This window comes from Phreatobacter sp. (genome assembly GCF_027532945.1).
GTDB lineage: Bacteria > Pseudomonadota > Alphaproteobacteria > Rhizobiales > Phreatobacteraceae > Phreatobacter.
In genome coordinates, this window is the sequence record NZ_JAPZTZ010000020.1 from 15,125 (window position 1) to 41,486 (window position 26,362).

The following is a 26,362-nucleotide window of genomic DNA, read 5'->3' on the forward strand; positions in this document are numbered from 1 at the left end:
AACCGGTCCTGCGGCCTGCGTCAGAGGACGCGGCGCGGATCGAACGTGTCGCGCAGGCCATCACCGATGAAGTTGATGGTCAGCACGGTGATGAAGATCGCCGCGCCCGGGAACAGCGCCCAGTGCGGCGCATAATCCAGGAAGTCCTTGGCATCGAAGAGCAGGCGACCCCAGGTCGGGATATCCGGCGGGAAGCCGAGGCCGAGGAAGGACAGCGTCGATTCCGCGATGATGGCGGCAGCGACGTCGATGGTCGCCGCGACGATCACCGGCCCCATGGCATTGGGCAGGATGTGCCGCACCACCTGGCGCATCCGCGAGGCGCCGAGGGCGTGGGCCGCCTCGACGAACTCCTTCTCGCGCAGCGACAGGAACTGGGCGCGCACAAGCCGGGCGACGGGCATCCACCTCAGGCCGCCGATGACGACGACAATGAGGATGAAGACGCCCATCTCCACGCCGAAGGCATCCTTCAGCACGTCGCGGAACAGGTAGATGATGAGCAGCAGCAGCGGCAGCTGCGGCAGCGACAGGAACAGGTCCGTCACCCACATGAGCGCCGCGTCCACCGGACCGCGCGAGATGCCGGCGATGGCGCCGACCACCACGCCGACGATGATGGCCACCAGCATGGCGGCAAGGCCCACCGCGAGCGAGATGCGCCCGCCATAGATCATGCGCGCCAGCAGGTCCTGCCCCAGGTCATCCGTGCCGAAGGGGTGCTTCGGCGACGGCGGCGCGAGGCGCGCGGTGAAGTCGATCTCGTTGATCGGCACCGGCCAAAGCCACGGGCCGACGATCACCGCGAGGATGATCGTCCCGAGAATGACGCTGCTTGTCACCGCCAGCTTGTGGCGGCGGAACTTGCGCCAGGCGTCGAGCCAAGGTGGGACGTGTTCGGACCGAATGACGGCTCCGATCTCGGCCACCGGATCAACGGAAGGCGATGCGGGGGTCGAGCCAGCCATAGAGGACATCTGCAAGGAGGTTGAAGAACACGACGAGGCACGCGAACACGAAGGTCACGGCCATGATGACGGGAGTATCATTGGACAGGATGGCGCTGATCAGCAGCGAGCCGATGCCCGGCACGCGGAAGATCTGCTCGGTGACGATGGCACCGCCGAAGACGGTGGGCATCTGCAGCGCGACCAGCGTCACCACCGGGATGAGCGCGTTGCGCACCACGTGCTTGACGATGACGCGCTTCTCGCCGAGGCCCTTGGCGCGGGCCGTTGTGACGAAGTCAAGCCGGATGACGTCGAGCACCGCCGACCTGACATAGCGGGTGTAGGACGCCGCCTGGAACAGGCCGAGCACCATGACCGGCATGATCGCCTGCCGCACCTGTTCCCAGTACCAGCGCCAGCCGGTCGCATCGATGTCGGACCGGTAGACGAAGGGCAGCCAGTCCAGCCAGATCGAGAAGACCAGGATGAAAAGCAGGCCGGTGAAGAAGGTCGGCAGCGAGAAGCCGATGAAGGCGAAGGTGTTGGCGATCTGGTCGAACACCGAATACGGCCGCGTCGCCGCATAGATGCCGACGGGAAGCGCGATGGCGAGCGCCAGAACCTGCGACGAGCCGATCACGAAGATCGTCGCCGGCAGGCGCTGCAGGATGAGATCGTCGACATTGACGCGGCTGGCGAAGGAGAAGCCCCAATCGCCCTGCAGCATCGCCGTCAACCAGCGGATGTAGCGGATGTAGACGGGATCATCGATGCCGAACTTCTCCCGAAGCGCGAGGCGCACTTCGGGAGGAATGTTCGGGTTCGTGGCCATCTCCTCGAAGGGATCGCCGGGAGCCAGCGCCAGCACCGTGAAGAGCACGATGCTGATGCCGAACAGGCTCGGAATGGCGATCAGCAATCGCCGGAGGAGGTATGTACCCATAAGTGAACTGCCTGGTTCCTCTTGAGCGGGACCTGAGGTGTTCCGGCCTTAGGAGGGCCGGAACCACGCATTCAGGAGCCACAGGTCGAGGTCCCAGCCCGAAAGGGTGGGCGTGAGCCGGTTGCTGCAGGCAGCCATGCGGGTGCGGGCGAGGACGGGCAGCAGGATGTTCTCACCGCAGAAGATGTCGTTCATGCGGATGAACAGCGCGGCGCGACGGGCCGGATCCAGGGAGTTCTGGGCCTCCTTGAACGCGTCATCGGCTTCCTTGCTGACGAAGCGCGAGATGTTCCGCCCCTGCCACTTGTTGTCCTTGTTTGCGATCTCCCACGAGACCAGCTGGAGCATGAACCGCTCGGGGTCCGGCTGCAGCATGGTGGTCGTGTACATCTGGATGTCGCAGTAGAACTTCGAATAGGTATCCGGATTCGCGACATCGGAGGAGAAGAAGACCGAGGCCGTCACCGACTTCAGCTCCAGGTCGATGCCGGCGCGCTGGGCGGCCTGCTTGATGATCGCCTGGGTCTTCTGGCGCGGCGCGTTGATGGACGTCTGATAGACGAACTTCAGCTTCTTGCCGTCCTTCGCGCGGATGCCGTCGGAGCCGCGGACCCAGCCGGCGTCGTCGAGGATCTTGTTCGCCTTGTCGACGCTGAACTCGTACTTCATGTTCGGCGAGGTGAACTTCGCCGGAGCGTTGACGAAGTTCGCCGTCGCCCTGCCGCCGCGGCCGTAGATGAACTTCTCCACGGAATCACGGTCGATCAGCAGGTTGAGCGCCTGGCGCACGGCCGGTTCGGTCAGCGTCGGGTGCTTGGTCTTCATGCTCGAACGCTCGCCGTCGACCTCGGTCCACGGATCGGTCACGTTGAGCATGATGAATTCGATGTTGCCGCTGGCGACCGGGATCGCCTTGCCGCGACCGCCGCGCTCCATGCGAAGGAGGATCTCGTCCTCCACCTGCATGTTCCAGGCATAGTCGAATTCGCCGGTCTGGATGACCGCGCGCGCCGCCGACACTGCGTCACCGCCGCCCTTGACCTCGAGCGTGTCGAAGAAGGGCTGGTTGGCGATGTGGTACTCGGTGTTGCGCTCGCCGCGCAGCATGTCGCCCGGCTTGAAGTCGACGAACTTGTAGGGGCCGGTGCCGACCGGCCTGAGGTTGGCCGGCGCGTCGCGCGAGGCGGCGCCCTTGAACGGCTCGAAGATGTGCTTCGGCAGGATCATGCCGGCGGCGCCGACATAGGCGTCGGCCCAGAACGGGGTCGGCTGCGCGAAGGTGATCTTGACCGTGAAGTCGTTGACCTTCTCGACCTTGATGTTCTGGTAGGTGCCGATCGTCGTGGCGGCCGTGGCAGGGTCGCCGGCATACTGCCAGGTGAACAGCAGGTCGTCCGCTGTCAGGGGCTTGCCGTCATGCCACTTCACGCCCTGCTTGAGCTTCCAGGTGACGGACAGACCATCGGCGGACACGGAGCCGTTCTCGCGGCTCGGAATCTCGGCGGCGAGGATCGGCACGAGGTTGCCGTCGGTGTCCCAGCCGGCGAGCGGCTCGTAGAACACGCGCGAGGCTTCCTGGTCCTTGGTGCCGATGGCGAAATGGGGGTTCAGAAGGGTCGGCGCCTGCCACAGCAGGATCTTCAGCGGGCCACCGCCGCCGGCCCTGGTCGGGGTGTAGCGCGGCAGCGACTGGGCGCGGGCGACACCGTGGAAGTCGAGGATGTGCCACGACATCGGCGCGGCGACACCGACGGCGAGCATCCGGTTGACGAAGTCGCGGCGGGAGAGCTTGCCCTCCTTCACCTCGGCGACCATGCCGCGAATCTCTTTTTCCTTCATTGCCCTCACTCCTCGCGCGCCTATGGCGAACCACTCTGTCGGGCCGACTTCGCAGGGGTCGGCTCACGAAGCGGGGATCGGAGCGTTTTCGGTTGCGGAAGTCAACGCGGATTCGCGTGATCTCCACGGCAACGGCACAGTCTGACCGCAATCACGGCAAGCTGCACAAAGGCTGCGGGTATTCTGCCGAAGGGGCGGGCACAGGTGGTGCGACGCGCTGTCTCATGCCGCTACGGCACGTGGATACCGGCCCCATCGAGCCTATTCCGCCGCCTCCGTGAGGTCGGCGAGGAAGCTTCCGGACTGTCGCGCCCAGAGCTGGGCATAGAGGCCGCGGCGGGCGATGAGGGCGTCATGGGTCCCCTCCTCGACGATCCGTCCGCCGTCGATCACGACCAGCCGGTCCATGATCTTCAGGGTCGACAGCCGATGGGCGATGGCAAGCACGGTCTTGCCCTCCATGAGGTCACCGAGGCTCTCCTGAATCGCCGCCTCCACTTCGCTGTCGAGGGCCGCCGTCGCCTCGTCGAGGACCAGGATCGGCGCGTCCTTGAGGATGACGCGGGCGATGGCGATGCGCTGGCGCTGGCCGCCGGACAGCTTGACGCCGCGCTCGCCGACATGGGCCTCGTAGCCGCTGCGCCCGGCACTATCGCGCAGGCCGGGGATGAAGCTGTCGGCATGGGCCTGGCCCGCCGCCGCCTCCAGCTCCGCCTCGCTCGCATCGGGCCGCCCGTAGAGAATGTTGTCGCGGATCGAGCGGTGCAGCAGCGATGTGTCCTGCGTCACCACCGACACGGCCTGCCGGAGACTCTCCTGCGTCACCTCCCGCACGTCCTGGCCGTCGATGCGGATGGCGCCGGCCTCGACGTCGTGGAAGCGCAGCATGAGGTTGACCAGCGTCGACTTGCCCGCGCCGGACCGGCCGACAAGGCCGACCTTCTCGCCGGGCCGGATCGACAGCGACAGGGTGTCGATCACCGGCCGGTCCTTGCGGCCATAGCCGAAGGTGACGCGGTCGAAGACGATGCCGCCGCCGGTGACCGCGAGGGGGCGCGCCTCCGGCGCGTCGCGCATGGTGATGGGGCGCGCGATGGAGCCCATGCTTTCCTGCACCACGCCGACATTCTCGAAGATGCCCTGGATCTCCGCCGCGACCCAGCCGGACATGCTGATGAGCTGGATAGTCAGCGGCAGCACCATGGCGACCGCGCCGATCTCGACGCGGCCGGCCTGCCACTGCACCACGGCAAGCGTGCCGACCGCCGCCAGGAGCGCAGCGTTGAGCAGGTTCAGGAGCACCGTGAACAGGGTGTTCACCCGGTGCTGGGCGAGGAACGCCGTGTTCATCTCCAGCATGGCGTCGCGGATGTAGCGATCCTCGTCCGCCGTGCGGGCGAAGAGCTTCACTGTCTGGATGTTGGTGTAGCCGTCCACGACCTTGCCGGTGACGGCCGAGCGCTTGGCGGAGGCCTCGCGCGAGCGGTCGCGCAGCTTCGGCACCATGGCGGTGAGCAGCGTCACATAGAGCACGACCCAGACGAGGATCGGCATGGCGAGGCGCCAGTCCTGCGCCAGCATCAGGGCGGTGGCGGCGACGCCATAGAACAGGATGTGCAGCACCGACCGCATGGTGGCGAGCGCCGTCTCGCGCACGCCGCCGCCCGCCTGCATCACATGGTTGGCGATGCGGCCGGCAAAGTCGTTCTGGAAAAAGCCGAGCGACTGGCGGATGACGTGATGGTGGCTCTGCCAGCGCGTCAGCGTGTTGAGGGGCCCCGAAATACCGTGGTTGGAGATGGCGCGCTGGACGAAGAGGATGGCGGGACGCGCCACCAGCACGACGAACAGCATGGTCGCGAAGGTCGGCCAGGTCGTGTCGAAGAGCTGATCGCGCGGCGTTTCCGTGAGGATCGCGACGAGCCGGCCGATGAAATAGGGAATCGCCGTCTCGACCAGCGCCGCCGCGATGCCGACGACGAACAGCGCCGCGAAAAGCCATTTCGCCTGCGAAATGAAATACCAGAAGAAGGCGATGAGTCCCGGGGGCGGGCCCTCGCCGGGCGGCGCGGCGACAGGATCGACGCGGGTTTCGAGATAGCGGAGCATGAACACCTTGGGAAAAACGGCGGCTGCCCCTGCGGCCGGGCCGGCGGGACGAAGAATCGGACGCGTGTGATGAGCTTCCAATGTGGTGCGGCAAGGGTGCGGCGTCGACCCCTTTGCGGCCTTCGCTCACGGATTGCTGACATGCCCCGGCAGCACCCCGAACGCCGAAAGCCCCGGCCGTGTGGCCGGGGCTCCGAGGCATCTGCACTGAAGGGGACGGATCAGTGGCAGACGCGGATGGTGCGGCGCTCCGGACCGTAGGGGCCGTCGACCCAGCGGCGGGTCAGGTAGCAGTCCGAGGCGTAGCCGTAGCCGGCATGGGCGCGGGACGATGCGAGCGCGCCGCCGATGATGAGGCCGGTGGCGAGGCCACCGACGCCCCAGGCGAGGTGGCGGCGATGCCAGGGGCCGGCCTCGGCCTGGGAGGAGATGCCGACCGTCAGGGTGGCGGCGGCGGCGGCGGCGAGAGCGAGGGTCTTGAAGCGGTTCATGGCGGTGGTCCTTCTGGAAGGGGGCTCCTGTCGCCCCGGATATCCATGGGTTGCGCTGACCGCCGAAAAGGTTCGGGCCCGCCGCGATTTTTTTCGCAGGCGGGCCCAGGAGGCTGAAACGAGGGAAAAGCGAGATCAGGCCGCGGCGACGAGCCGGCCGAAATCGGCGACCTCGCTGATATGGTGGTCGGCATCGCCGAACAGGGTGTCGATCATGGTCAGCCGCTTGAAATAGTGCCCGGCCTTGTACTCCATGGTCATGCCGATGCCGCCATGCAGCTGGATGCCCTGCTGGCCGATGAACTTGGCGGAGCGGCCGATCTGCACCTTGGCGGCGGAGGCCAGCGCCCGGCGCTCGCGGGCATCCTCGGTCGCGGCGGTCATGGCCGCGAACATGGCCATGGAGCGCGCCTGCTCCAGCGCCACGAACATCTCGGCGGCGCGGTGCTGCAGCGCCTGGAACTGGCCGATATTGATGCCGAACTGCTTGCGCTGCTGGAGGTAGTCGACGGTGACGTCGGTGAGTTCGCTCATTGCCCCGACCGCCTCGGCGCAAAGCGCCGCGATGGCCTCGTCGGCCACGGCCTCCAGCACGGGCAGGCCGCCCTCCGGATCACCCAGCACATGCACCGCATCGACGCGCACGCCGGACAGGGTGACCTCGGCGGCATGGGTGCCGTCCTGCGTCGGCGAGGAGCGGCGCGACAGGCCCGCCGCATCCGCCGGCACGAGGAAGAGGCCGATGCCGCCCTTGTCGCGCCGGGCGCCGGCCGTCCGTGCCGAAACGACCAGATGATCGGCCGTGCCACCATGGACGACGACGGCCTTCTCGCCGTCGAGCACCCAGGAGCCGCCGTCCTTCTTCGCCGTGGTGGTCACGTCGAAGAGGTCGTAGCGCGAATGGCGCTCGGTGGTGGCCAGCGCATAGGTGCTGGACCCGCCCGCGATGGCGGCGATGTGGGCGGCCTTCTGCTCGGCCGAACCGGCGCGCTTCAGCACGCCGCCGGCGAGCACCACCGTTGCGAGATAGGGCTCGAGCACCAGGTGCTTTCCGAAGCTCTCGAAGACCAGCATGGTCTCGACAGCGCCGCCGCCGAAGCCGCCATCCTCCTCGGCAAAGGGCAGGCCGAGAATGCCCAGCTCGGCGAACGTGCCCCAGACCTCGGGGCTCCAGCCGCCGGGCAGCGCGGCGATCTTCTTGCGCTCCTCGAAGCCGTAGGTGTCGGAGAGGAAGCCCTCCACCGAGTCCTTCAGGAGCTGCTGTTCTTCGGAGAGATCGAAATCCATGGCGGGAGCCTGTTGATGGCGGTTCGGGATGGAGGCAGTGCGTCGCGGCTCTTCGGAATTGCGTCCTTCGAGGCTCGCTTCGCTCGCACCTCAGGATGAGGAGGGAGGCGTCTGGCCCCGGCGGCAGCGCCGAGGCCCTTTGTCATCGTCCGTCGTGCCAGGCACCACCCGACCTCATCCTGAGGTGCGAGCCTTGGCGAGATGCGGACGCATCTCGCGTCCGCTCGATGCTAGGGCGAGCCTCGAAGGACGCACTACCGGAGTGCAATCTCGAGCTCAGAGACCCAGCACCGCCTTGGCGATGATGTTCTTCTGGATCTCGTTGGAACCGCCATAGATCGAGACCTTGCGCACGTTGAAATAGGTCGGCGCGATGGTCTGGGCCCATTCCGGCCCGATCGGCGGCTCGTTGGAGCCCGGCTCCTCCGGCGCGTAAGGCGCCGAATGGGGGCCGATCACCTCCATGAGCAGCTCGGTCGTCGCCTGCTGCAGCTCCGAGCCCTTGATCTTCAGCACGGAGGAGGCCGGATCCGGCTTGCCCTTCTCGCGCTTTTTCTCACCGGCGATGACGCGCAGCTGGGTGATCTCCAGCGCCTTCAGCTCGACCTCCACCTCGGCGATCTTCTCGCGGAAGCGCTGGTCCTCGATCAGCGGACGACCGGCGCGCTGCTCGATCGCCGCCATCTCCTTGATGCGGCGGATGCGCTGCTTGGAGATGCCGACGCGGGCGATGCCGGTGCGCTCGTTGCCGAGCAGGAACTTGGCATAGTCCCAGCCCTTGTTCTCCTGGCCGACGAGGTTCTCCAGCGGCACCTTGACGTCGTCGAAGAACACCTCGTTGACCTCATGGCCGCCGTCGATCGTCTGGATCGGCTTCACGGTGATGCCCGGCGTCTTCATGTCGACGAGGATGAAGGAGATGCCCTCCTGCTTCTTCACGCTCGCGTCGGTGCGGGCGAGGACGAAGATCCAGTCGGCATATTGGCCGAGCGTGGTCCAGGTCTTCTGGCCGTTGATGACCCAGTGGTCGCCGACCTTCTCGGCGCGGGTCTTGAGACCCGCGAGGTCGGACCCGGCGCCGGGCTCGGAGAAGCCCTGGCACCACCAGTCGTCGAGATTGGCGATGCCCGGCAGGAAGCGCTTCTTCTGCGCGTCCGAGCCGAAGGTGTAGATGACCGGGCCGACCATCGAGGTGCCGAAGGCGAGCGGCGGCGGGGCCGGCGCCATCATCATCTCCTCGAGGAAGATGTACTGCTTCACCGCGTCCCAGCCGGTGCCGCCATACTCGACCGGCCAATGCGCGACGCCCCAGCCCTTCTCGTTCAGCGTCCGCTGCCAGAAGACGATGTCGTCGCGGGTCGGGTGATGACCGGCGGCGAGCTTCTCGCGCAGCGCGCGCGGCAGTTTCGCGTCGATGAAGGCCTGGACCTCCTTGCGGAAAGCGACCTCCTCGTCGGTGAACCTCAGTTCCATCTGAGCCTCCTCAGCGCCGGGACGATACCCGGCATCAGCATTTCCTCGTCGCCCGAAAACATACCGGTGCGAATGTTTCTTGGGCGCATTCAATCGCTGCCCGGGACGGAAGGCAACAGGAACCTGCGGGCCAGCGCTTCCGTCGAAGGACGGGCGGCGCATGGCAGGGTCGGTGCCCCGGCGGGAGCGGGGGCCACGGCCCCGTGCGATGCTACGGGCCTCGGCAAGCGGCCGGATCATGAGGGATCGACCATGGCATTCGACTTCAAGGGCAAGCGCGTCGTCGTCTGCGGCGGCAGCCGCGGCATCGGCCGCTCCATCGCGCTCGGCTTCGCCGCGGCGGGGGCCGGGGTGTCCATCTGCGCCCGCGGCGAGGAGGCCCTGAAGGCCACAGCCGCCGAGATCGCCGCCCATGGTGTCACGGCGCATTATGCGCCCTGCGACCTCGCCGACGGCGACGCGATCGCCGCCTATGTGCCCGCCGCGGCCAAGGCCCTCGGCGGCATCGACATCCTCATCAACAACGCCTCGGGCTTCGGCCTCGGCGACACCGAGGAGGGCTGGCAGAAGGGTCTCAATGTCGACGTCATGGCGACGGTGCGGGCGAGCCACGCCGCCATGACCTATCTGGAAGCCTCGAGCGGTGCTTCCATCGTCAACGTCGCCTCGATTTCCGGCTACCGCCCGTCCATCCGCACGGCCGCCTATGCGGCGGTGAAGGCGGCGGTGATCCAGTACACGACCAGCCAGGCGGCGGCGCTGGCCCCCAAGGGCATCCGCGCCAATTGCGTCGCCCCCGGCTCGATCGAGTTTCCCGGCGGCAGCTGGGAGCAGCGCAAGACGTCGGACCCCGCCCTCTACAACCGCATCCTCGGCTCGATCCCCTTCAAGCGGCTCGGCACGCCGCAGGAAGTGGCGAATGTCGTGCTCTTCCTCGCCTCGCCCTATGCCGGCTGGGTGACGGGCCAGACCGTGGTGGTGGATGGCGGGCAGTTGCTGGGCTGAGGTCAGCGGGGCCGCGGATGATCCGCGGCCCCCTCCCCGTCAGGCCAGCGTGTAGGCGGTCTTCACCGTGGTGTAGAACTCGCGGGCATAGGCACCCTGCTCGCGCGGACCATAGCTCGAGCCCTTCCGGCCGCCGAACGGCACGTGATAGTCGACGCCAGCCGTCGGCAGGTTGACCATCACCATGCCGGCCTCGGCATTGCGCTTGAAGTGCGAGGAGTACTTCAGCGAGGTCGTGCAGATGCCCGCCGACAGACCGAACTCGGTGTCGTTGGCGATCGCCAGCGCCTCGTCATAGCCCTTGGCGCGGATCACCGCCGCGACCGGCCCGAAAATCTCCTCGCGGGCGATGCGCATGGTGTTGGCGACGCCGGTGAACAGAGCCGGCTGCAGGAAGAAGCCGGGATTGTCGCGGTTCAGCCGCTCGCCGCCCCAGTGGAGCTTGGCGCCCTCGTCGCGGCCGATGGCGATGTACTTCTCGTCCTGGTCGAGCTGGCTCTGGTCAACGACCGGGCCGATATGGGTGCCGGACTTCAGCGCATCGTCGACGACGAGGCCCTTCAGCCGCTCGGTCAGCGCATCGACGAACTTGTCGTGGATGCCATCGGTGACGATGAGGCGCGAGGAGGCGGTGCAGCGCTGGCCGGTGGAGAAGAAGGCGCCGTTGGCGGCGCATTCCACCGCCACCGCAAGGTCGGCGTCATCCAGCACCACGAGCGGGTTCTTGCCACCCATCTCCAACTGGACCTTCTTCATCGGGTTGGCAGCGACGCAGGCCGCGGCGATGCGCCGGCCGGTCGAGACCGAGCCGGTGAAGGAGATGGCGTGGACGTCCGGATGCTCCAGCATGGCCTGACCGACCACCGAGCCGCGGCCCATGACGAGGTTGAGCACGCCCTTCGGCAGGCCGGCGCGGTTGAGGATGTCGACCAGCGCCCAGGTCGAGCCCGGCACGAGGTCGGCCGGCTTGATGACGACGGTGTTGCCGTAGGCGAGCGCCGGGGCGATTTTCCAGCAGGGAATGGCGATGGGGAAGTTCCACGGCGTGATCATGCCGATGACGCCCACCGCCTCGCGGGTGATCTCGATGCCGACGCCCGGGCGAATCGAATTCACCAGCTCGCCGTTGAGCCGCAGAGCCTCCGCGGCGAAGAAGGACAGGATCTGGCCGGCGCGGGCGACCTCGCCGATGCCCTCGGGCAGGGTCTTGCCCTCCTCGCGGGAGAGCAGCGCGCCGAGCTCTTCCTTGCGCGCCATGACCTCGTTCGAGGCCTTCATCAGCACATCGTAGCGCAGCTGAGGGTTCGAGCGGCTCCAGGCCGGGAAGGCTTCCTTGGCGGCGGCGACGGCGGCGTTCAGGTCCTCGACCGTGCCCTGGGCGTACTCGCCGACCACCTCGGTGGTGTTGGACGGGTTGAGGTTCGGCGCCGCCTTGGCGGGGGAGACGAACTCGCCGGCGATGAAGTTGCGGAAGACGGTGGTCATGGGCGGGGCCTCCTCGGATCGGCATGGCGGATGGTGCGGCGCGGGCCGCCCGTCCGTTCGGGGGCGGCACAGAACCACACTCGCCGCGTGCCGACCAGCCGCCCCGTCGCATAACGGGAGGGCGGGCTTTGCAGGCGCTTCAGGCCCCTGACGCACCCAGCGTGCGGAAACGGGTCTCAAGCCTCGCCACGCCCTCGGTTCCAAGCCCGTCGACTCCGCCGATGACCGTGTCGCGGATGGGTCCGACGCCAATGAAGCCGAGGATGTTGCGCTTGAGGGCCTTCAGGCTGTGGGCCCCGTAGAACCAGCGATAGACGAAGCCGGGCATGCCCATGGTGACGACGACATGGGCGCTGCGGCCAGCCATCAGCTTCTCGGGAAATCCCTTGTCGCGGTAGCGGAACGCGAAGCCGGGGCGGCCGACCTGCTCGAAGAAGCCCTTGAGAAGGGCGGGCATGGAGCCGAGCCAGAGCGGATAGAGGATGAGCCAGTGCTCGGCCCAGGCCAGCGTCTCCTGCGCGGCGCGGGCCGCATCCGGGGCGGTACCGGTCTCGAAATCGGTCTTGGTGGCGAGCAGCGGCAGGTGCAGCGTCGCGACCTCGATGACGCGGACCTCATGGCCCGCCTCCGCCGCGCCGGCCGCATAGGCCGCACCCAACCGGCGGCACAGACGCTCCGGCGCAGGGTCCGGATGCCCCTGGATGATGGCGATACGCCGTCCCATGGCCGGCCCTCACCCGCGCGATGGCGGGGCGGCGACCTCGGCGGCGGTGCGGGCGACGTCCTGCAGGTGCATCGCCTCGTCGGCATAGGCGCCGAGGGTCTCGGCGGCGAAGCGCAGCTCGATGTCGATGAAGTCGAGCGGCGAGCGGATCGAGGACCAGGCGCGGATGCGCTCGCCCTGGGCCTTCAGCCGCTCGGCGGCAAAATCGCGCAGTTCGGCGCCAACGGCCGTCGCGACCGCCGGCAGGGCGGCGGCATAGGCCGCGAGATCGGCGGGGCCGGGAGCGGATGCGGGCGAGGGAGTCCGTGCGAGCATGGGAACCTCCTGTGTGACCATGTAGCGAGAATGAACGTTTCCGACCTGCCGGTCGCTGCGCTGGATCAACTGGCCGACGGCCTGTCATGCCGGCTGTCCCCTTTCCGTCGGCGGCGGAACCGCCCTAGTCTGCGGACCCTTCTGCACCCGGCCCCGGACAGGACATGCCCAGACCGCGCCCCTCGACAGCGCTCGACCACATCCGCGTCCTCGATCTCACGCGCGTGCGCGCAGGGCCAACATGCTGCCGCGTGCTCGCCGATTTCGGCGCCGACGTCATCAAGATCGAGGCCCCGCCCGGCGTCGATCCGAACGAGAACATGTCGGGCGACCGCCACGGCTTCGACATGCAGAACCTGCATCGCAACAAGCGGTCGCTGGCCCTCAACCTCAAGACGCCCGAGGGCCGCGCGGTGTTCCTCAAGCTGGTCGAGACCGCCGACGTGGTCGTCGAGAACTACCGGCCGGACGTGAAGGACCGCCTCGGCATCGGCTACGAGGCCCTCAGGTCTGTGAACCCGCGCATCATCCTCGCCTCGGTCTCCGGCTTCGGCCAGACCGGCCCCTACCGCACCCGTGCCGGCTTCGACCAGATCGCGCAGGGGATGGGTGGCCTCATGGCCATCACCGGACATCCCGGCGAGGGGCCGATGCGCGCCGGCATCGCCGTCGCCGACTCAGCCGCCGGGGTCTATGCCGCCACCGGCATCCTCGTGGCGCTGGCAGAGCGTGAGAAGTCCGGCGAGGGCCAGTGGGTGCAGACCTCGCTGCTCCAGGCCATGATCGCCATGTGCGACTTCCAGGCAGCCGTCTACACGGTCGAGGGCAAGGTGCCGCCGCAGAACGGCAACGACCACCCCCATTCCACGCCCATGGGCGTCCTGCCCACCGCCGACGGCTACATCAATGTCGGCGTCGGCGGCGAGGGCCAGTGGAAGAGCTTCTGCAAGGCCATCGGCCGCGACGACCTCGCCGACCATCCCGACTATGCCGACGCCAAGCTGCGCTTCACGAACCGCCCGGCCCTGATGGGCCTGCTCGGCGACCTGTTCCGGACCCAGTCCACGGCCCATTGGCTGGACCTGCTGGAGAGCGAGCGCGTCCCGGCAGGGCCGATCTACACGATGGACGAGGTCTTCGCCGATCCGCAGGTCGAGCATCTCGGCATGGCCGTGCCGATCCATCACCATGCCCGCGGCGACATCCGCCTCATCGCCCAGCCGCTGGTCATGTCGCGCACGCCCTGGTCCATCGAGACGCCCGTCGCCGAGCCCGGCGAACATACCGACGAGGTGCTGGCCGAGGCCGGCTTCTCACCCGACGAGATCGCCGGCCTGCGCGCCGCACGCGTCGTCTGACCCCACGCCCTTTTCGAGACCGAAGGACTCATCCGTGACCGAAACCGCCCACACCCCCTCCGTCCGCTATGCCGTCGCCAATGGCGTCGCGACGCTGACCATCAACCAGCCGGCGAAGATGAACGCCATGACCTTCGACATGTGGTCGAGCGTGCCGGGCCTGGTGAAGCGCGCCGAGGAGGACCGTTCGGTCCGCGTGATCGTCGTCACCGGTGCGGGCGACAAGGCCTTCTGCGCCGGCGCCGACATCTCGCAGTTTGGCGAGAAGCGCACCGGCGAGGAGGCCGTGCGGGCCTATGACATCGCGGTGGCGGACGGCATGGCGGCGATCCACGATGCGGCGAAGCCCACCATCGCCGTCATCCGCGGCATCTGCTTCGGCGGCGGCTGCGCCCTGGCGCTCACCTGCGACCTGCGCTTCGCCACGGCGGATTCGCGATTCCGCGTGCCGGCGGCACGCCTGGGCCTCGGCTACGGCTTCTCCAGCGTGAAGATGATGGTGAAGAAGCTCGGCGTCGCGGCTGTGGCCGACATCCTCATCTCCGCCCGCATCCTCGATTCCACCGATGCCGAGCGCGCCCGTGTGGTCCACCGCGCCTGGCCGCGCGAGAGCTTCGATGCCGAGGTGAAGGCCTATCTCGACACGGTCGCCGCCAATGCGCCGCTGACGCTCGCCGCCATCAAGCGCTCGCTGGTCGAACTGTCGAAGCCCGAGGCCGAACAGGATGCCGACGCCGTCGACGCGCTCGTCGCCCGCTGCTTCGCCTCCGCCGACTACAAGGAGGGCCAGAAGGCCTTCCTCGAAAAGCGCCTGCCCGACTTCAAGGGCGAATGAGGAGAAAGGTCATGGATCTCGGCCTCGCGGGCAAGAAGGTCATCGTCACGGGCGCCTCGAAGGGGATCGGGCGCGCCTGCGCTGAGGTCTTCGCCGCCGAGGGCGCCCATGTGGTCATGGTGGCGCGCGATGCGGCGCGGCTGAAAGCGGCTGCGGCGGAGATCCAGGCCCGCCACCAGGGGCCGGTCGAGATCACCACGGCCGACCTCTCTCGCCCCGCCGACCGCGAGGCGCTCTGGGCGAACCACACCGACGCCAACATCCTCATCAACAATGCCGGCGCCATCCCCGCAGGCGGCCTCCTCGACATCTCCATGGAGACCTGGGAGGAGGCCTGGGCGCTCAAGGTGATGGGCTACATCCACCTCACCAAGCTTGCCCTCGGCGGCATGAAGGAACGGGGTGGTGGCGTCATCGTCAACATAATCGGCATGGCCGGCCGCCTGCCGCGCTACAGCTATGTCTGCGGCGGCGCCGGCAATGCCGCACTCATGGCCTTCACCGGTGCCGCCGGTGGCAAGTCGCAGGAATGGGGCGTGCGCATCTTCGGCATCAACCCCGCCGGCACGCGCACCGACCGCATCATCTCGCTGTCCAAGAAACGGGCACTCGATGCCTTCGGCGACGAGAGCCGCTGGGAAGAGATGCTGACCGACCTGCCGCTCGGCCGCCTCATCGACCCGAAGGAAATCGCCAACGCGGCGGCATTTCTCGCCTCTCCCGCCTGCGGATACGTCTCGGGCGCGACCCTCGACATCGACGGCGGCCTCGCCTTCAAGGGCTGAGCCGAGGCGCGACAAGGCGCCTCGCTCACCCTTGCCGACTTGGCTCATGTCTTGCTTATGATACAAGCCTCTCCGGAGGCACCCCTTCGCCGCGCGCGGCAAGGGCCTGGAAGGAAGACCCCAGCATGGCTCGTTTCACCACCCGGCCGGAGATCGACGGCACGTTCGGCGTCGTCGCCACGACGCACTGGATCGCCTCGGCCGTCGCCATGGGCATCCTGGAGCGCGGCGGCAACGCTTTCGATGCCGGCTGTGCGGCAGCCTTCACCCTCCAGGTGGTCGAGCCGCACCTGAACGGCCCCGGCGGCGACGTGCCGGTAATCCTCTATGACGTCAGGAAGGGCGAGGTGGAGGTCATCTGCGGCCAGGGCCCTGCCCCCGCCGGCGCCACCATCGACCATTACCACTCGCTTGGCCTCGACCTCGTGCCCGGCACCGGACTCCTCGCCACCTGCATTCCCGGCGCCTTCGACACCTGGATGCTGATGCTGCGCGACTACGGCACGATGCGCCCGCGCGACGTGCTGGAGGCCGCCATCGGCTATGCCCGCCATGGCTATCCGCTGGTCGAGCGCATCACCGACACGATCAAGACCGTGGAGAGCCTATTCCGCGAGCACTGGGCCTCCTCGGCCGCCGTCTATCTGCCGGGCGGCGCCGTGCCAAAGCCCGGCGACCTCTTCACCAACGTCAAGCTCGCCGAGACCTATGAGCGCATCCTCCGGGAATGCGAGGGCGGCACGCGCGAGCAGGAGATCGAGCGCGCCCGCAAGGCCTGGTCCCAGGGCTTCGTCGCCGAGGCCATCGACCGCTACTGCCGCACCGAGGCCGTCTTCGACGTCACCGGCCAGCACAATCGCGGCGTCCTCACCGGCCAGGACATGGCGACGTGGGAGGCCAGTGTCGAGGCGCCCATCCACTACGATTACGGCCGCTACCGCGTCTTCAAGCCGAGCACCTGGAGCCAGGGCCTCGCCTGCCTGCAGCAGCTCGCCCTCCTCAAGGGCTTCGATCTCGATGGCATCGACGTGGCCGGCCCCGACTTCGTCCACCTCGTCACCGAGGCCGCCAAGCTCGCCTTCGCCGACCGCGAGGCCTTCTATGGCGATCCGGCCTTCGTCGACGTGCCCATCGAGACGCTGCTCTCCGAGGCCTACAATGCCGAGCGCCGCAAGCTGATCGGCGACACCGCCTCGCTGGAGCTGCGCCCTGGGACCATTGCCGGCGCAGGCGGCAAGGTCGATGCCCGCGTCGCCTCCGGCAAGCGCGTGGCGGTCGGCGCGACGGGCGCCGGCGAGCCGACCGTCGGCGATATCGACACCGATCCGAACGGCGTCACCCGCGGCGACACAGTCCATTTCGACATCATCGACCGCTGGGGCAACATGGTCTCCTCGACCCCCTCGGGCGGCTGGCTGCAATCCTCGCCGGTCATCCCCGAGCTCGGCTTCTGCCTCGGCTCGCGAGCCCAGATGTTCTGGCTTGACGAGACCCACCCGGCCGCCCTCGTCCCCGGCAAGCGTCCGCGCTCGACGCTCACCCCGACCATCGCCTTCCGCGATGGAGCGCCCTATCTCGCCTGGGGGTCGCCCGGCGGCGACCAGCAGGACCAGTGGATCCCGCAGATGTTCCTTCGCCACGTCCATGCCGGCATGAACATCCAAGAGGCCATCGATGCGCCCGCCTGGCACACCGAGCATTTCCCCGGCTCGTTCTGGCCGCGCACCTCGCGCCCGGGCGTCATCGTGGTGGAGAGCCGCTTTCCGCAGGCGACCATCGACGAGCTGCGCCGTCGCGGCCACGAGGTCGAGGTCGGCGGCGCCTGGTCGGAGGGCCGCCTCACCGGCGCCCGCAAGGATGGCCTGCGCCTCAAGGCCGGCGCCAATCCCAGGGGCATGCAGGGCTACGCGGTGGGCCGATGAGCGACGCGCGCGCAAAGGTGTCGGCATGACCTGGTCGCTCATCGCCCGGGACGAGGCCACGGGGGCCATCGGCATCGCCGTGGCGACGCGGTTCTTCGCCGTCGGCGCGCTGCTGCCGCATATCGACCCGGCGGGCGGCGCCGTCGCCACCCAGGCGCTGCTCAACCCGACCTATGGCCCGCGCGGCCTGCGCCTCCTGCGCGAGGGCGTGCCGGCCGACGAGGTCCTGCGGTTCCTGATCGCCGCCGATGCCGGGGCAGACCATCGCCAGCTCCATGTCATGGATCGCGCCGGGCGCTTTGCCGCCCATACGGGCGGGGCCTGCGTCGACTGGTGCGGGCATGCCATCCACGACGGCTTCTCGGTCGCCGGCAACATGCTGGCGGGCCCGGAGGTCATCGCCGAGACCGCCCGCGCCTTCCGCGACGGGGCCGGAACCCCCTTCGCCTGCCGGCTCATCGCGGCGCTCAAGGCCGGCGAGGCGGCCGGCGGCGACAAGCGCGGCAAGCAATCCGCCGCCATCCTCATCCACGAGGGCCAGGAATACCCGGCCCTGTCGCTGCGCGTCGACGACCATGCCGATCCGCTCGCCGAGCTCGAGCGGCTGGAAAAGGTCTCGCGCGAGCGCTTCGTCCATTTCGCCCGCTTCTTCGCCACGGCGGAGGACCCGAGCGGCACTTTCGACCGCGACGTGATCAACGCCGCCATCGAGGCCGCCGTGGCCCGAGAGGCCGGCGGCTGATCCCCTTCACCCCCAACCACCAGAAGCGCCCCAGGCGCCGACATCACCAGAGGACGACACGGATGACCAAGTTGAAACTCCTGACCGCCGCCCTCCTCGCGGCCGGTGCCCTGACCGCCGCAGCGCCCGCCTCCCATGCCCAGCAATCCGTTCTGCGCATCGGCCTGGCCGAGGACCCGGACGTGCTCGACCCCTCGCGCGGGCGCACCTATGTCGGCCGCATCGTCTTCGCGTCGATCTGCGACAAGCTCTTCGACATCGACGACAAGCTGAACATCGTGCCGCAGCTCGCCCTGTCGCACGAGACCTCGGCCGACGGCCTGACGGTCACCATCAAGCTGCGCCCCGGCGTCAAGTTCCACGACGGCGAGCCCATGGACGCCGAGGCGGTGAAGTTCAGCCTCGACCGCCACCTGACCATGCAGGGCTCCTTCCGCCGCCCCGAGATCTCCGCCATCGACAAGGTCGAGGTCGTCGATCCGCTGACGGTGAAGCTGACCCTCAAGCAGCCTTTCTCGCCGCTCCTCGCCCAGCTCACCGACCGGGCCGGCATGATGGTCAGCCCCAAGGCGGCGCGTGAGGCCGGCGAGCGCTTCGGCTCGGCCCCGGTTTGCGCGGGCCCTTACCGCTTTGTCGAGCGCGTCCAGCAGGACCGCATCATCGTCGAGCGCTTCGCCGACTACTGGGACAAGGACAAGGTCACCATCCAGCGGATCGAGTATCGGCCGATCACCGATGCCACCGTGCGCCTCGCCAACCTGCGCTCCGGCCAGCTTGACCTGATCGAGCGCGCGCTCGCCACCGACATCCCGCAGATCCGCACCAATGCGCAGCTGCGCATGGCGGTCGGCGTGGACCTCGGCTATCAGGGCATCACCCTCAACATCGCCAAGTCCGATGCCGGCCGGCAGGCCTTTGGCCGGGACCCCCGGATCATCCAGGCCTTCTCGCTCGCCATCGATCGGCAGGCGCTCAATCAGGTGGTCTTCAACGGCTCGGCCATGCCGGGCAACCAGTGGGTGAACCCCGAGAACCCCTACTTCCAGTCGCGCCATCCCGTGCCGCAGCGTGACGTCGCCAAGGCCCGCCAGCTGATGCAGGCGGCCGGCGTGCGCGGGCCGCTCGCCATCGACTTCATGGTGCCGAACAACCCTGAGGTCCGTCAGGTCGCCGAGGTGCTGCAGGCCATGACGGCGGAAGCCGGCTTCGACCTGAAGATCCGCGTCACCGAATTCGCGACCTCCCTCCAGGAGGCCGAGCAGGGCCGCTACCAGGCCTATATGCTGAACTGGTCGGGCCGCACGGATCCGGACGGCAACTCCTACTCGTTCCACGCCTGCAACCAGCCGCTGAATTATTCCGGCTATTGCAGCCAGGCCGCCGATGCCCTGCTCAACGAGGCGCGGACCAAGACGAGCCAGGCCGAGCGCAAGGCCATCTACGAGAAGCTCAGCGACATCCTGCTGGCCGAGGGCGGCATCGTTTACCTGTACCACCGCCCGGTCGTCATCGTGCACTCGGTCCGCCTGGAGGGCTTCAAGGCCCTGCCGGATGGCCTTGTCCGCGTCGTCGGCCTGCGCTTCCGCGGCAACTGATCCTGTAGCGACCCATGTTCACGCTCATCGCCCGGCGCCTGATCCAGCTCATCCCGACCATCTTCTTCGTGTCGGTGATGATCTTCCTCCTGCAGCAATTGCTGCCGGGAGACCCCGCCCTCGTCATGGCGGGTGAGGAGAAGGACCCGGCGGTGATCGAACAGATCCGCCAGCGCTACCGCCTCGACCAGCCGCTCCCCGTCCAGTATCTCGCCTGGATCGGGGGCGTGCTGCGCGGCGATCTCGGCGAGAGCATGCGCCTCGCCGAGCCCGTCTCCACCCTCGTCGCCCAGAAGCTTCCCGTGACGGTGCAGCTCGCCATCATGGCGATGATCTTCACCCTCGGCATCGGCATCCCCGCCGGCATCATCTCGGCGGTGAAGAAGGACACGGCCTGGGACTACGTGGTCAACGTCGTCGCGCTGTGGGGCATTTCAACGCCGAACTTCTGGCTCGGCATCATGCTGATCTTCCTGTTCTCGGTGCAGCTCGGATGGCTGCCCGCCTCGGGCTATGTCTCGCCCTTCGAGGATTTCTGGGCCTCCATGGCGGCGACCATCATGCCGGCCTTCGTGCTCGGCAATTCCTTCGCCGGCGTCATCATGCGCCACACCCGCGCCGCCATGCTCCAAGTGATGGAGAGCGACTATGTGCGCACGGCGCGGGCCAAGGGCCTCGATTCCCGCACCGTCATCCTCAAACACGCCCTGCGCAACGCGCTCACCCCGGTCATCACGCTGGGCGCGCTGGAATTCGGCACGCTGCTGTCGGGCGCGGTGCTGACCGAGCAGATCTTCTCCATACCCGGCTTCGGCAAGCTCATCGTCGATGCGGTGTTCAACCGCGACTACGCGGTGGTGCAGGGCGTCGTGCTGATCACCGCGACGACCTATATCGTGCTGAACCTCCTCGCCGATATCGGCTACATCCTCGCCAATCCGCGGCTGAGGAGCTGACCCATGGCCGCAACCTCCACCCTCGCCGCGCCTGCCGCGGATGTGCCCCACGAGAGCCCCGGCGCCCGCGCCTGGCGGCGGCTGAAGAAGCGCCGCACCGCCATGGTGGCGCTCGGCATCCTCGTCGTGCTGACGTTGCTCGCGGTCTTCGCGCCGCTCATCGCCACCCATGACCCGACCCAGCAGAGCTGGCGGGCGGTCCGCCAGGCCCCCTCCTGGATGCACTGGTTCGGCACCGACGAGGTCGGACGCGACATCTTCTCCCGCATCGTCTACGGCACCCGCGCCTCGCTCTCGGCCGGCGTCATCTCGGTCGCCATCGCCATTGCCGCCGGCGTGCCGCTGGGCCTGCTCGCCGGCTATGCCGGCGGCTGGGTGGATGCGCTGATCTCGCGCATCACCGACGCCATGCTGGCGAGCCCCTTCCTCATCCTCGCCATCGCGCTCGCCGCCTTCCTCGGGCCCTCGCTGCAGAACGCCATGATCGCCATCGGCATCACCGCGACGCCGGTCTTCGTGCGGCTCACCCGCGGCCAGGTCCTGTCGATCAAGATGGAGGACTATGTCGAGGCGGCGCGGGCCGTGGGCAACACGAAGCTGCGCATCGCCTTCACCCACATCCTGCCGAACGTCATGCCGCAGCTGCTCGTCCAGGGCACGCTGACCATCGCCACCGCCATCATCGCCGAGGCCTCGCTGTCCTTCCTCGGCCTTGGCCAGCAGCCGCCCGCGCCCTCCTGGGGATCGATGCTGAACGTCGCCCAGCGCTTCCTGTCGAACGCGCCGTGGATGGCGGTCTTCCCCGGCATCGCGATCTTCCTGACGGTGCTGAGCTTCAACCTGCTCGGCGATGGTCTGAGGGACGCGCTCGATCCCAAGGCGAAGTAGTCACCCCGGCAGGAAGGCCGTCCGCCCGCCGGGCTCCACGACCGTCTCCACCGGGGCGCCGTAGAGCGCCGCGAGCCGCTCCTGCGACAGCACCTCGCCGACCGGCCCGAGGGCCATGACCCCGCCGTCGCGCAAGAGCGCCACGCGGTCGGCATGGCCCAGCGCCTGGTTCGGATCATGGGTCGTGAACAGCACGCCGAGCCCGTCGGCTGCGAGGCTGCGGATCTGCCGCATGACCTTGCCCTGGTTGCCGAAGTCGAGGCTCGCGGTCGGCTCGTCCAGCACGATGAAGCGCGGTTCCTGCGCGAGCGCGCGCGCCACCAGCACCAGCTGCCGCTCACCACCGGAGATCATCGTCACCGGCCGCTCGGACAGATGCGCGATGCCGAGCCGCTCCAGCATGGCCGCCGCCACGGCGCGATCCTTCGCTCCCGGCCGGGCGAAAAGCCCGCCATGGGCGGTGCGGCCCATCAGCACCACGTCGAAGGCGGTGAAGGCGAAAGTGCCGTGATGGCTCTGCGGCACATAGGCGACAAGGCGGGCGCGCTCGCGCACCGGGATCACCGCGAGGTCACGCCCGTCGAACACGACGCTGCCCGCCTGCGGCGGAAGGAGGCCCAGCAGCGTCTTGAGAAGCGTCGTCTTGCCCCCGCCATTCGGCCCGAGCAGGGCCAGCACCTCGCCGGCTGCGACGGCAAGGCTGACGCCCTGCCCGACCGGATGGCCGCGATAGCCGAAGGCGAGATCCTGGGCGCCGAGCGTCACGACCAGCCCCCGCGCGAGGAGGCGAGCAGCCAGATGAAGAAGGGCGTGCCGATCACCGCCGTGAGGATGCCGAGCGGCACCTCCACCGGCCCGAGCGTGCGGGCGAGCGTGTCGATGAGCAGGAGATAGCCGCCGCCGAGCAGGGCCGAGGCCGGAATGAGCCGGCCGAAATCCGGCCCGACGAGAAAGCGGGCGAGATGCGGCACGACGAGCCCGACCCAGCCGATGATGCCCGCCGCCGCGACGCTCGCGGCCGTGGTGAGCGTCGCCGCCACGACGATGACGATGCGCAACAGGCCGGTCGGCAGACCGAGGGCGCGGGCCTCCTCTTCGGGCAGCGACAGGGCGTTCATCCGCCAGCGCAGCGCCACCAGCACGGCCGCACCAATGACCACGGGACCAGCGAGCGGAAGGAGGTCGGCGGGGCTTGCCGCCGACAGGCTGCCGAGCAGCCAGAAGGTCATGGCCGGCAGCTGGTTATAGGGATCGGCCAGCACCTTCACGAGGCCGACCCCGGCCCCGAGCAGCGCTCCCATGACCACGCCGGTCAGCACCAGCGTCAGGATCGGATCGCCGGAGCGGATGGTGGAGCCGACCGCATAGACGGCGGCAACCGCGACCAGCCCGCCGACGAAGGCGGCCGCCTGGATGCCGAAGATCCCGAAGGAGAAGAGGATGGCGATGACCGCGCCGAGCGCTGCCCCCGACGACGCCCCGAGGATGTCGGGGGAGACCAGCGGATTGCGGAACAGGCCCTGGAAGGCGGCGCCGGCAATGGCCAGCGCCGCGCCGCAGGCAAGCGCTGCGAGGACCCGCGGCCCGCGGATCTGGAAGATCACCGCCTCCACCGCCGGCGACAGGCCGGACGGCGTGCCCGTCAGCCGCGACCAAAGCGCCACGGCGATATCCGTGAGGCTGACGGGAAAGCGCCCCACGGCGAAGGCGACGCCAAGGCCGAGGACAAGCACCGCCACCGCGACGGCCCCGCCGCTGAAGGATCGCACCGGGCTCATGGTCAGTCGCGGCCGGCGAGGACGCGGTCGATCTGCGCCTCGGTGGGAGTGACGTGGTAGAACAGCGTGTGGAAGTCGCGCGTCAGCGTCCGGATGTCCTCGCTGACAAGCGCGGGATAGAGGATCTTGGCGAGCCACCAGAGGCCGGCGAGACGGTTCACCGAGGGCGGGAAATCCACCCAGCCGAAAGGGATCTTCGGCGAGAGATGCACCCGCCCATCCGCCACAGCCCTCACCCCGCGCCAGGCCGGATCGGAGCGCACATTGGCGGCAAAGGTCTGGTCGATGGTGACGATGACCTCGGGGTTCCAGGCCAGCACCTGTTCGAGCGAAACCTGCGCGAGCCCGCCGCCCATGCCGTCGCGGGCGACATTGACCGCGCCGAGGAACTCCACCGTCTCGACATTGATGGAGCCGGCAAGGCCCGTCTCCAGGCCGCGCGGCCCGCGGGCATAGTAGACGCGGGGGCGGCGCTCCCGCGGCACGGTCTCGGTGCGCGAGAGCAGCGTCTTCATCGTCTCCTCGGCCCAGTCCGACAGGAGCTTCGCCCGCCGTTCAAAACCGGTGAGCTGGCCGAGCGTGATGTAGCTGCCGGGAATGGCGTCGAAGCGACCGTCGAGCAGGGCATAGGGAATGCCGGTCTGGCCCTGCACGCGGTCCGCGAGTTCGGCGAAGGTGCGCCGCGTCGAGCCGGAATCGAGGATCAGGTCGGGGCGGAGCGCCAGCACCAGTTCGAGATTGGCGGTGTTGCCGCGGCCGGTGATGCGGCCGACCTCGGGACGGGCGCCGACCTCGGGCAGCAGGAATTCGCGCTCTTCCGGGCGGTTGGCGCGCGGCCAGCCGATGAGGAGGTCGGGGGCGAGCGTGTAGAGGAGGATCGCCGCGGGGGGACCTGCCGGGAAGACACGGCCGACGCTCGCCGGGATCGGCACCTGCCGGCCCGCCCCGTCGATGACGAAGGGCGTGCGCGCGAGCGCCGGCGCGGCGAGGCCTGCCGCCAGCGTGCCGAGAGCCAGCCGCCTGTCGATCCGCAGGCTCATGCCGAGGCCACCCTTGAGATCATGCCGCATCCCGCGACCTTCATGACGCGTCTCCTTCGGTGTAGAGGTCGGCGCGACCATGCCTCGTCGTCCCATCGGCGTCGAGGGCCAGCAGGACGCATCCCCCATGACCCTCCTGAACCTCGACGGCTATACGGACCTGCCGGCCGGCAAGATCGCCGCGGTGGTGACCTATCTGGAGATGCTCGAGCGGCCGGCCAGCCCGCCTGCGGACCTCTTGCCGCTCCGCGCCGTGACGTCTCCCGACCTCGCCTGGTATCGCCGCCTTTACGCCGCCATCGGCCTCGACTGGCTGTGGACCTCGCGCCTCTTGATGGAGGATGCGGCACTCGCCGCGATCCTCCACCATCCCGCCAATGCGCTCTTCGTCGCCGAGGGCACAGGCGGCGAGATCGGCATCGTCGAGCTTGACCGTCGAAACCCCGCAGATGTCGAGATCAGCTTCTTCGGTCTCGTGCCAGGAGCCACCGGCCAGGGCCTCGGCCCCCGGATGATGGCCGCAGCCCTTGCCGAGGCCTGGCAGCCTGAGACGCGGCGCGTCTGGCTGCACACTTGCACCCTCGACCATCCCGGCGCCGTGACCTTCTACCGGCGTTGCGGCTTCACGCCCTACAAGCGCGCCATCGAGGTGATGGACGACCCGCGGCTCACCGGCGCCATCCCGCGCGAGGCGGCGCCGCGCGTGCCCCTCATCTGACGGCGTCCGGGACGGGTGTCCAGACCACATCCTCGATGTGGCGGGCGCCGGCGGCGAGCATCACGAGACGCTCGAAGCCGAGCGCGATGCCGGCAGTCGGCGGCATGAGGGCGAGGGCTGCGAGAAGCTCCTCGTCGATCGGATAGGCCTCGCCATAGACGCGCTGCTTCTCCGCCATCTCCGCCTCGAAGCGGCGGCGCTGCTCGGCAGGGTCGGTCAGTTCGCCGAAGGCATTGGCGAGTTCGACGCCGCAGGCATAGAGCTCGAAGCGCTCGGCGACCCGCGGATCGGCCGCCTTCGGGCGGGCCAAGGCCGCCTCCGACACAGGGTATTCGCACAGGATCGTCGCGCGGCCGAAGCCGAGATGCGGCTCGATTCGCTCCACCAGCACCTTCGAGAAAATGTCGGCCCACGTGTCGTCCTCGGACACGCGGATGCCGGAGACCTTCGCCTGCGTCGCGAGGCCATCGCGGTCGGTCGCACCGGAGGCAGCGACGGACGCCAACAGGTCGATGCCGGCATGGCGGCGGAAGGCTTCGGCGAGGGTCAGGCGCTCGGGCTCCAGCGCCGGATCGCAGTCGCGCCCGCGCCAGGTCAGGCTATCGCGGCCGGCGGTGGCGCAGGCAAGGCGCAGGAGGTCGACGCAGTCCGCCATCAGCTGCTCGTAAGCCTCACCCACCCGGTACCACTCGACCATGGTGAACTCGGGATGGTGCAAAGGCCCGCGCTCGCGGTTGCGGAAGACCCGGGCGAAATCGACGATCCGCGTCTCGCCGGCGGCGATGAGCTTCTTCGCCGCGAACTCGGGCGAGGTGTGGAGGTAGAGCGGCTGCGCACGCCCCTCAATGGTCAGCGCCTCGGTCGCGAAGCCGTGGAGATGCGCCTCGTTGCCGGGCGAGACCTGCAGGATGCCGGCCTCGACCTCGGTGAAGGCGCGGTCCGCAAACCAGCCGCGCAGCGCCGCCTTGATGCGGTTGCGAGCCAGCAGGAAGGGGCGGCGGTCAGCGTGGCGGTCGCGGTCCCACCAGGGCGAAGCGGTCATCGTTCGGCACCCATGACCTTCGGCATCATTGCCGAAGCACGGCCCCCCTCATAGGCTCCGCCGCCTCACGAGAAAACCTCCC

The 26,362-nt window shown here is 68.6% G+C and carries 24 protein-coding genes; 10 read left to right on the forward strand and 14 right to left on the reverse strand.

Annotated features, from left to right (window positions below; translation table 11 throughout):
- Positions 1-20: 20 nt before the first annotated feature.
- From O9344_RS15040 to pimC, 7 genes are all read right to left on the reverse strand, one after another.
- Positions 21-968, reverse strand: a complete 948-nt coding sequence (locus O9344_RS15040) for an ABC transporter permease (RefSeq protein ID WP_298478987.1) — start codon at positions 966-968, stop codon at positions 21-23.
- Entirely contained in the window at positions 934-1,893 is a 960-nt protein-coding gene (locus tag O9344_RS15045; protein WP_298478990.1) for an ABC transporter permease, read from the reverse strand. The genes O9344_RS15040 and O9344_RS15045 overlap by 35 nt, the downstream gene beginning before the upstream one ends.
- A 48-nt stretch (positions 1,894-1,941) precedes the next feature.
- On the reverse strand, positions 1,942-3,732 hold the full coding sequence (locus tag O9344_RS15050) for a peptide ABC transporter substrate-binding protein (protein WP_298478993.1): 1,791 nt from the start codon (positions 3,730-3,732) through the stop codon (positions 1,942-1,944).
- A gap of 261 nt (positions 3,733-3,993) precedes the next feature.
- Positions 3,994-5,841 (reverse strand): ABC transporter ATP-binding protein, encoded by a 1,848-nt coding sequence (locus O9344_RS15055; protein ID WP_298478996.1) that lies wholly within the window; start codon positions 5,839-5,841, stop codon positions 3,994-3,996.
- Positions 5,842-6,062: 221 nt separating this feature from the next.
- Positions 6,063-6,332, reverse strand: coding sequence for a hypothetical protein (locus O9344_RS15060; protein ID WP_298478999.1), 270 nt, complete (start codon positions 6,330-6,332; stop codon positions 6,063-6,065).
- A 135-nt stretch (positions 6,333-6,467) separates the two neighbouring features.
- Positions 6,468-7,619 (reverse strand): acyl-CoA dehydrogenase family protein, encoded by a 1,152-nt coding sequence (locus tag O9344_RS15065; protein ID WP_298479002.1) that lies wholly within the window; start codon positions 7,617-7,619, stop codon positions 6,468-6,470.
- A 276-nt stretch (positions 7,620-7,895) separates the two neighbouring features.
- The gene (gene pimC / locus O9344_RS15070; protein WP_298479005.1) at positions 7,896-9,092 is read right to left on the reverse strand and encodes a pimeloyl-CoA dehydrogenase large subunit; all 1,197 of its coding nucleotides are present in this window, start codon (positions 9,090-9,092) and stop codon (positions 7,896-7,898) included.
- 252 nt (positions 9,093-9,344) lie between these two features.
- Here pimC and O9344_RS15075 point away from each other — a divergent pair, with 252 nt between their 5' ends.
- Positions 9,345-10,097 carry an SDR family oxidoreductase gene (locus O9344_RS15075; protein ID WP_298479008.1) on the forward strand — a complete coding sequence of 251 codons (753 nt, stop codon included), beginning with the start codon at positions 9,345-9,347 and terminating at the stop codon, positions 10,095-10,097.
- 39 nt (positions 10,098-10,136) lie between these two features.
- Here the strand turns inward: O9344_RS15075 and O9344_RS15080 are convergent, their stop codons facing one another.
- The 3 genes from O9344_RS15080 to O9344_RS15090 form a co-directional block, all read right to left on the reverse strand.
- Positions 10,137-11,582, reverse strand: coding sequence for an aldehyde dehydrogenase family protein (locus tag O9344_RS15080; protein ID WP_298479011.1), 1,446 nt, complete (start codon positions 11,580-11,582; stop codon positions 10,137-10,139).
- A gap of 139 nt (positions 11,583-11,721) precedes the next feature.
- On the reverse strand, positions 11,722-12,306 hold the full coding sequence (locus O9344_RS15085; protein ID WP_298479014.1) for an NAD(P)H-dependent oxidoreductase: 585 nt from the start codon (positions 12,304-12,306) through the stop codon (positions 11,722-11,724).
- Between the two features lie 9 nt (positions 12,307-12,315).
- The gene (locus O9344_RS15090; protein ID WP_298479017.1) at positions 12,316-12,621 is read right to left on the reverse strand and encodes a hypothetical protein; all 306 of its coding nucleotides are present in this window, start codon (positions 12,619-12,621) and stop codon (positions 12,316-12,318) included.
- A gap of 164 nt (positions 12,622-12,785) precedes the next feature.
- Between O9344_RS15090 and O9344_RS15095 the strand changes: the two genes are divergently transcribed.
- The 8 genes from O9344_RS15095 to O9344_RS15130 all read left to right on the forward strand — a co-directional run bounded on the left by O9344_RS15095 (position 12,786) and on the right by O9344_RS15130 (position 21,702).
- Positions 12,786-13,979: a CaiB/BaiF CoA-transferase family protein gene (locus O9344_RS15095; RefSeq protein WP_298479019.1), complete on the forward strand. Its 1,194-nt coding sequence runs from the start codon at positions 12,786-12,788 to the stop codon at positions 13,977-13,979.
- 34 nt (positions 13,980-14,013) lie between these two features.
- Positions 14,014-14,814, forward strand: coding sequence for an enoyl-CoA hydratase (locus tag O9344_RS15100; protein ID WP_298479022.1), 801 nt, complete (start codon positions 14,014-14,016; stop codon positions 14,812-14,814).
- A gap of 11 nt (positions 14,815-14,825) precedes the next feature.
- Entirely contained in the window at positions 14,826-15,599 is a 774-nt protein-coding gene (locus tag O9344_RS15105) for a short-chain dehydrogenase/reductase (RefSeq protein WP_298479024.1), read from the forward strand.
- 125 nt (positions 15,600-15,724) lie between these two features.
- The gene (locus tag O9344_RS15110) at positions 15,725-17,521 is read left to right on the forward strand and encodes a gamma-glutamyltransferase family protein (RefSeq protein WP_298479026.1); all 1,797 of its coding nucleotides are present in this window, start codon (positions 15,725-15,727) and stop codon (positions 17,519-17,521) included.
- Between the two features lie 25 nt (positions 17,522-17,546).
- Entirely contained in the window at positions 17,547-18,263 is a 717-nt protein-coding gene (locus O9344_RS15115) for a DUF1028 domain-containing protein (RefSeq protein ID WP_298479028.1), read from the forward strand.
- 62 nt (positions 18,264-18,325) lie between these two features.
- Positions 18,326-19,858, forward strand: coding sequence for an ABC transporter substrate-binding protein (locus O9344_RS15120; RefSeq protein ID WP_298479030.1), 1,533 nt, complete (start codon positions 18,326-18,328; stop codon positions 19,856-19,858).
- Between the two features lie 14 nt (positions 19,859-19,872).
- Entirely contained in the window at positions 19,873-20,814 is a 942-nt protein-coding gene (locus O9344_RS15125; protein ID WP_108178008.1) for an ABC transporter permease, read from the forward strand.
- Between the two features lie 3 nt (positions 20,815-20,817).
- The gene (locus tag O9344_RS15130) at positions 20,818-21,702 is read left to right on the forward strand and encodes an ABC transporter permease (protein WP_298479033.1); all 885 of its coding nucleotides are present in this window, start codon (positions 20,818-20,820) and stop codon (positions 21,700-21,702) included.
- Here the strand turns inward: O9344_RS15130 and O9344_RS15135 are convergent, their stop codons facing one another.
- From O9344_RS15135 to O9344_RS15145, 3 genes are read right to left on the reverse strand one after another with little or no spacing between them, the layout of a single operon-like run.
- Positions 21,703-22,467, reverse strand: coding sequence for an ABC transporter ATP-binding protein (locus O9344_RS15135; protein WP_298479035.1), 765 nt, complete (start codon positions 22,465-22,467; stop codon positions 21,703-21,705). It abuts the gene before it with no gap.
- Positions 22,464-23,480 (reverse strand): iron ABC transporter permease, encoded by a 1,017-nt coding sequence (locus tag O9344_RS15140; protein ID WP_298479038.1) that lies wholly within the window; start codon positions 23,478-23,480, stop codon positions 22,464-22,466. Before O9344_RS15140 ends, O9344_RS15135 begins: the two co-directional genes overlap by 4 nt.
- A 2-nt stretch (positions 23,481-23,482) precedes the next feature.
- Positions 23,483-24,550: an iron ABC transporter substrate-binding protein gene (locus O9344_RS15145; RefSeq protein ID WP_298479040.1), complete on the reverse strand. Its 1,068-nt coding sequence runs from the start codon at positions 24,548-24,550 to the stop codon at positions 23,483-23,485.
- Between the two features lie 49 nt (positions 24,551-24,599).
- Here O9344_RS15145 and O9344_RS15150 point away from each other — a divergent pair, with 49 nt between their 5' ends.
- On the forward strand, positions 24,600-25,238 hold the full coding sequence (locus tag O9344_RS15150; RefSeq protein WP_298479044.1) for a GNAT family N-acetyltransferase: 639 nt from the start codon (positions 24,600-24,602) through the stop codon (positions 25,236-25,238).
- Here O9344_RS15150 and epmA read toward each other — a convergent pair.
- A complete protein-coding gene (epmA, locus tag O9344_RS15155) occupies positions 25,231-26,280 on the reverse strand; it encodes an EF-P lysine aminoacylase EpmA (RefSeq protein ID WP_298479046.1) in 1,050 nt (349 codons plus the stop codon). The two genes, O9344_RS15150 and epmA, sit on opposite strands and share 8 nt — an antisense overlap.
- Between the last annotated feature and the right edge of the window lie 82 nt (positions 26,281-26,362).

Excerpts from the sequence above, each read along its gene's own strand:
- O9344_RS15050 (WP_298478993.1), bottom strand. The coding sequence starts at position 3,732 with ATGAAGGAAAAAGAGATTCGCGGCATGGTCGCCGAGGTGAAGGAGGGC.
- O9344_RS15115 (WP_298479028.1), top strand. The coding sequence starts at position 17,547 with ATGACCTGGTCGCTCATCGCCCGGGACGAGGCCACGGGGGCCATCGGC.
- epmA (WP_298479046.1), bottom strand. The coding sequence starts at position 26,280 with ATGACCGCTTCGCCCTGGTGGGACCGCGACCGCCACGCTGACCGCCGC.
- O9344_RS15065 (WP_298479002.1), bottom strand. The coding sequence starts at position 7,619 with ATGGATTTCGATCTCTCCGAAGAACAGCAGCTCCTGAAGGACTCGGTG.
- O9344_RS15080 (WP_298479011.1), bottom strand. The coding sequence starts at position 11,582 with ATGACCACCGTCTTCCGCAACTTCATCGCCGGCGAGTTCGTCTCCCCC.
- O9344_RS15040 (WP_298478987.1), bottom strand. The coding sequence starts at position 968 with ATGGCTGGCTCGACCCCCGCATCGCCTTCCGTTGATCCGGTGGCCGAG.
- O9344_RS15095 (WP_298479019.1), top strand. The coding sequence starts at position 12,786 with ATGCCCAGACCGCGCCCCTCGACAGCGCTCGACCACATCCGCGTCCTC.
- O9344_RS15055 (WP_298478996.1), bottom strand. The coding sequence starts at position 5,841 with ATGCTCCGCTATCTCGAAACCCGCGTCGATCCTGTCGCCGCGCCGCCC.
- O9344_RS15110 (WP_298479026.1), top strand. The coding sequence starts at position 15,725 with ATGGCTCGTTTCACCACCCGGCCGGAGATCGACGGCACGTTCGGCGTC.
- O9344_RS15125 (WP_108178008.1), top strand. The coding sequence starts at position 19,873 with ATGTTCACGCTCATCGCCCGGCGCCTGATCCAGCTCATCCCGACCATC.
- O9344_RS15120 (WP_298479030.1), top strand. The coding sequence starts at position 18,326 with ATGACCAAGTTGAAACTCCTGACCGCCGCCCTCCTCGCGGCCGGTGCC.
- O9344_RS15085 (WP_298479014.1), bottom strand. The coding sequence starts at position 12,306 with ATGGGACGGCGTATCGCCATCATCCAGGGGCATCCGGACCCTGCGCCG.
- O9344_RS15045 (WP_298478990.1), bottom strand. The coding sequence starts at position 1,893 with ATGGGTACATACCTCCTCCGGCGATTGCTGATCGCCATTCCGAGCCTG.
- O9344_RS15130 (WP_298479033.1), top strand. The coding sequence starts at position 20,818 with ATGGCCGCAACCTCCACCCTCGCCGCGCCTGCCGCGGATGTGCCCCAC.
- O9344_RS15090 (WP_298479017.1), bottom strand. The coding sequence starts at position 12,621 with ATGCTCGCACGGACTCCCTCGCCCGCATCCGCTCCCGGCCCCGCCGAT.
- O9344_RS15075 (WP_298479008.1), top strand. The coding sequence starts at position 9,345 with ATGGCATTCGACTTCAAGGGCAAGCGCGTCGTCGTCTGCGGCGGCAGC.
- O9344_RS15145 (WP_298479040.1), bottom strand. The coding sequence starts at position 24,550 with ATGCGGCATGATCTCAAGGGTGGCCTCGGCATGAGCCTGCGGATCGAC.
- O9344_RS15060 (WP_298478999.1), bottom strand. The coding sequence starts at position 6,332 with ATGAACCGCTTCAAGACCCTCGCTCTCGCCGCCGCCGCCGCCGCCACC.
- O9344_RS15105 (WP_298479024.1), top strand. The coding sequence starts at position 14,826 with ATGGATCTCGGCCTCGCGGGCAAGAAGGTCATCGTCACGGGCGCCTCG.
- O9344_RS15150 (WP_298479044.1), top strand. The coding sequence starts at position 24,600 with ATGCCTCGTCGTCCCATCGGCGTCGAGGGCCAGCAGGACGCATCCCCC.
- pimC (WP_298479005.1), bottom strand. The coding sequence starts at position 9,092 with ATGGAACTGAGGTTCACCGACGAGGAGGTCGCTTTCCGCAAGGAGGTC.
- O9344_RS15140 (WP_298479038.1), bottom strand. The coding sequence starts at position 23,480 with ATGAGCCCGGTGCGATCCTTCAGCGGCGGGGCCGTCGCGGTGGCGGTG.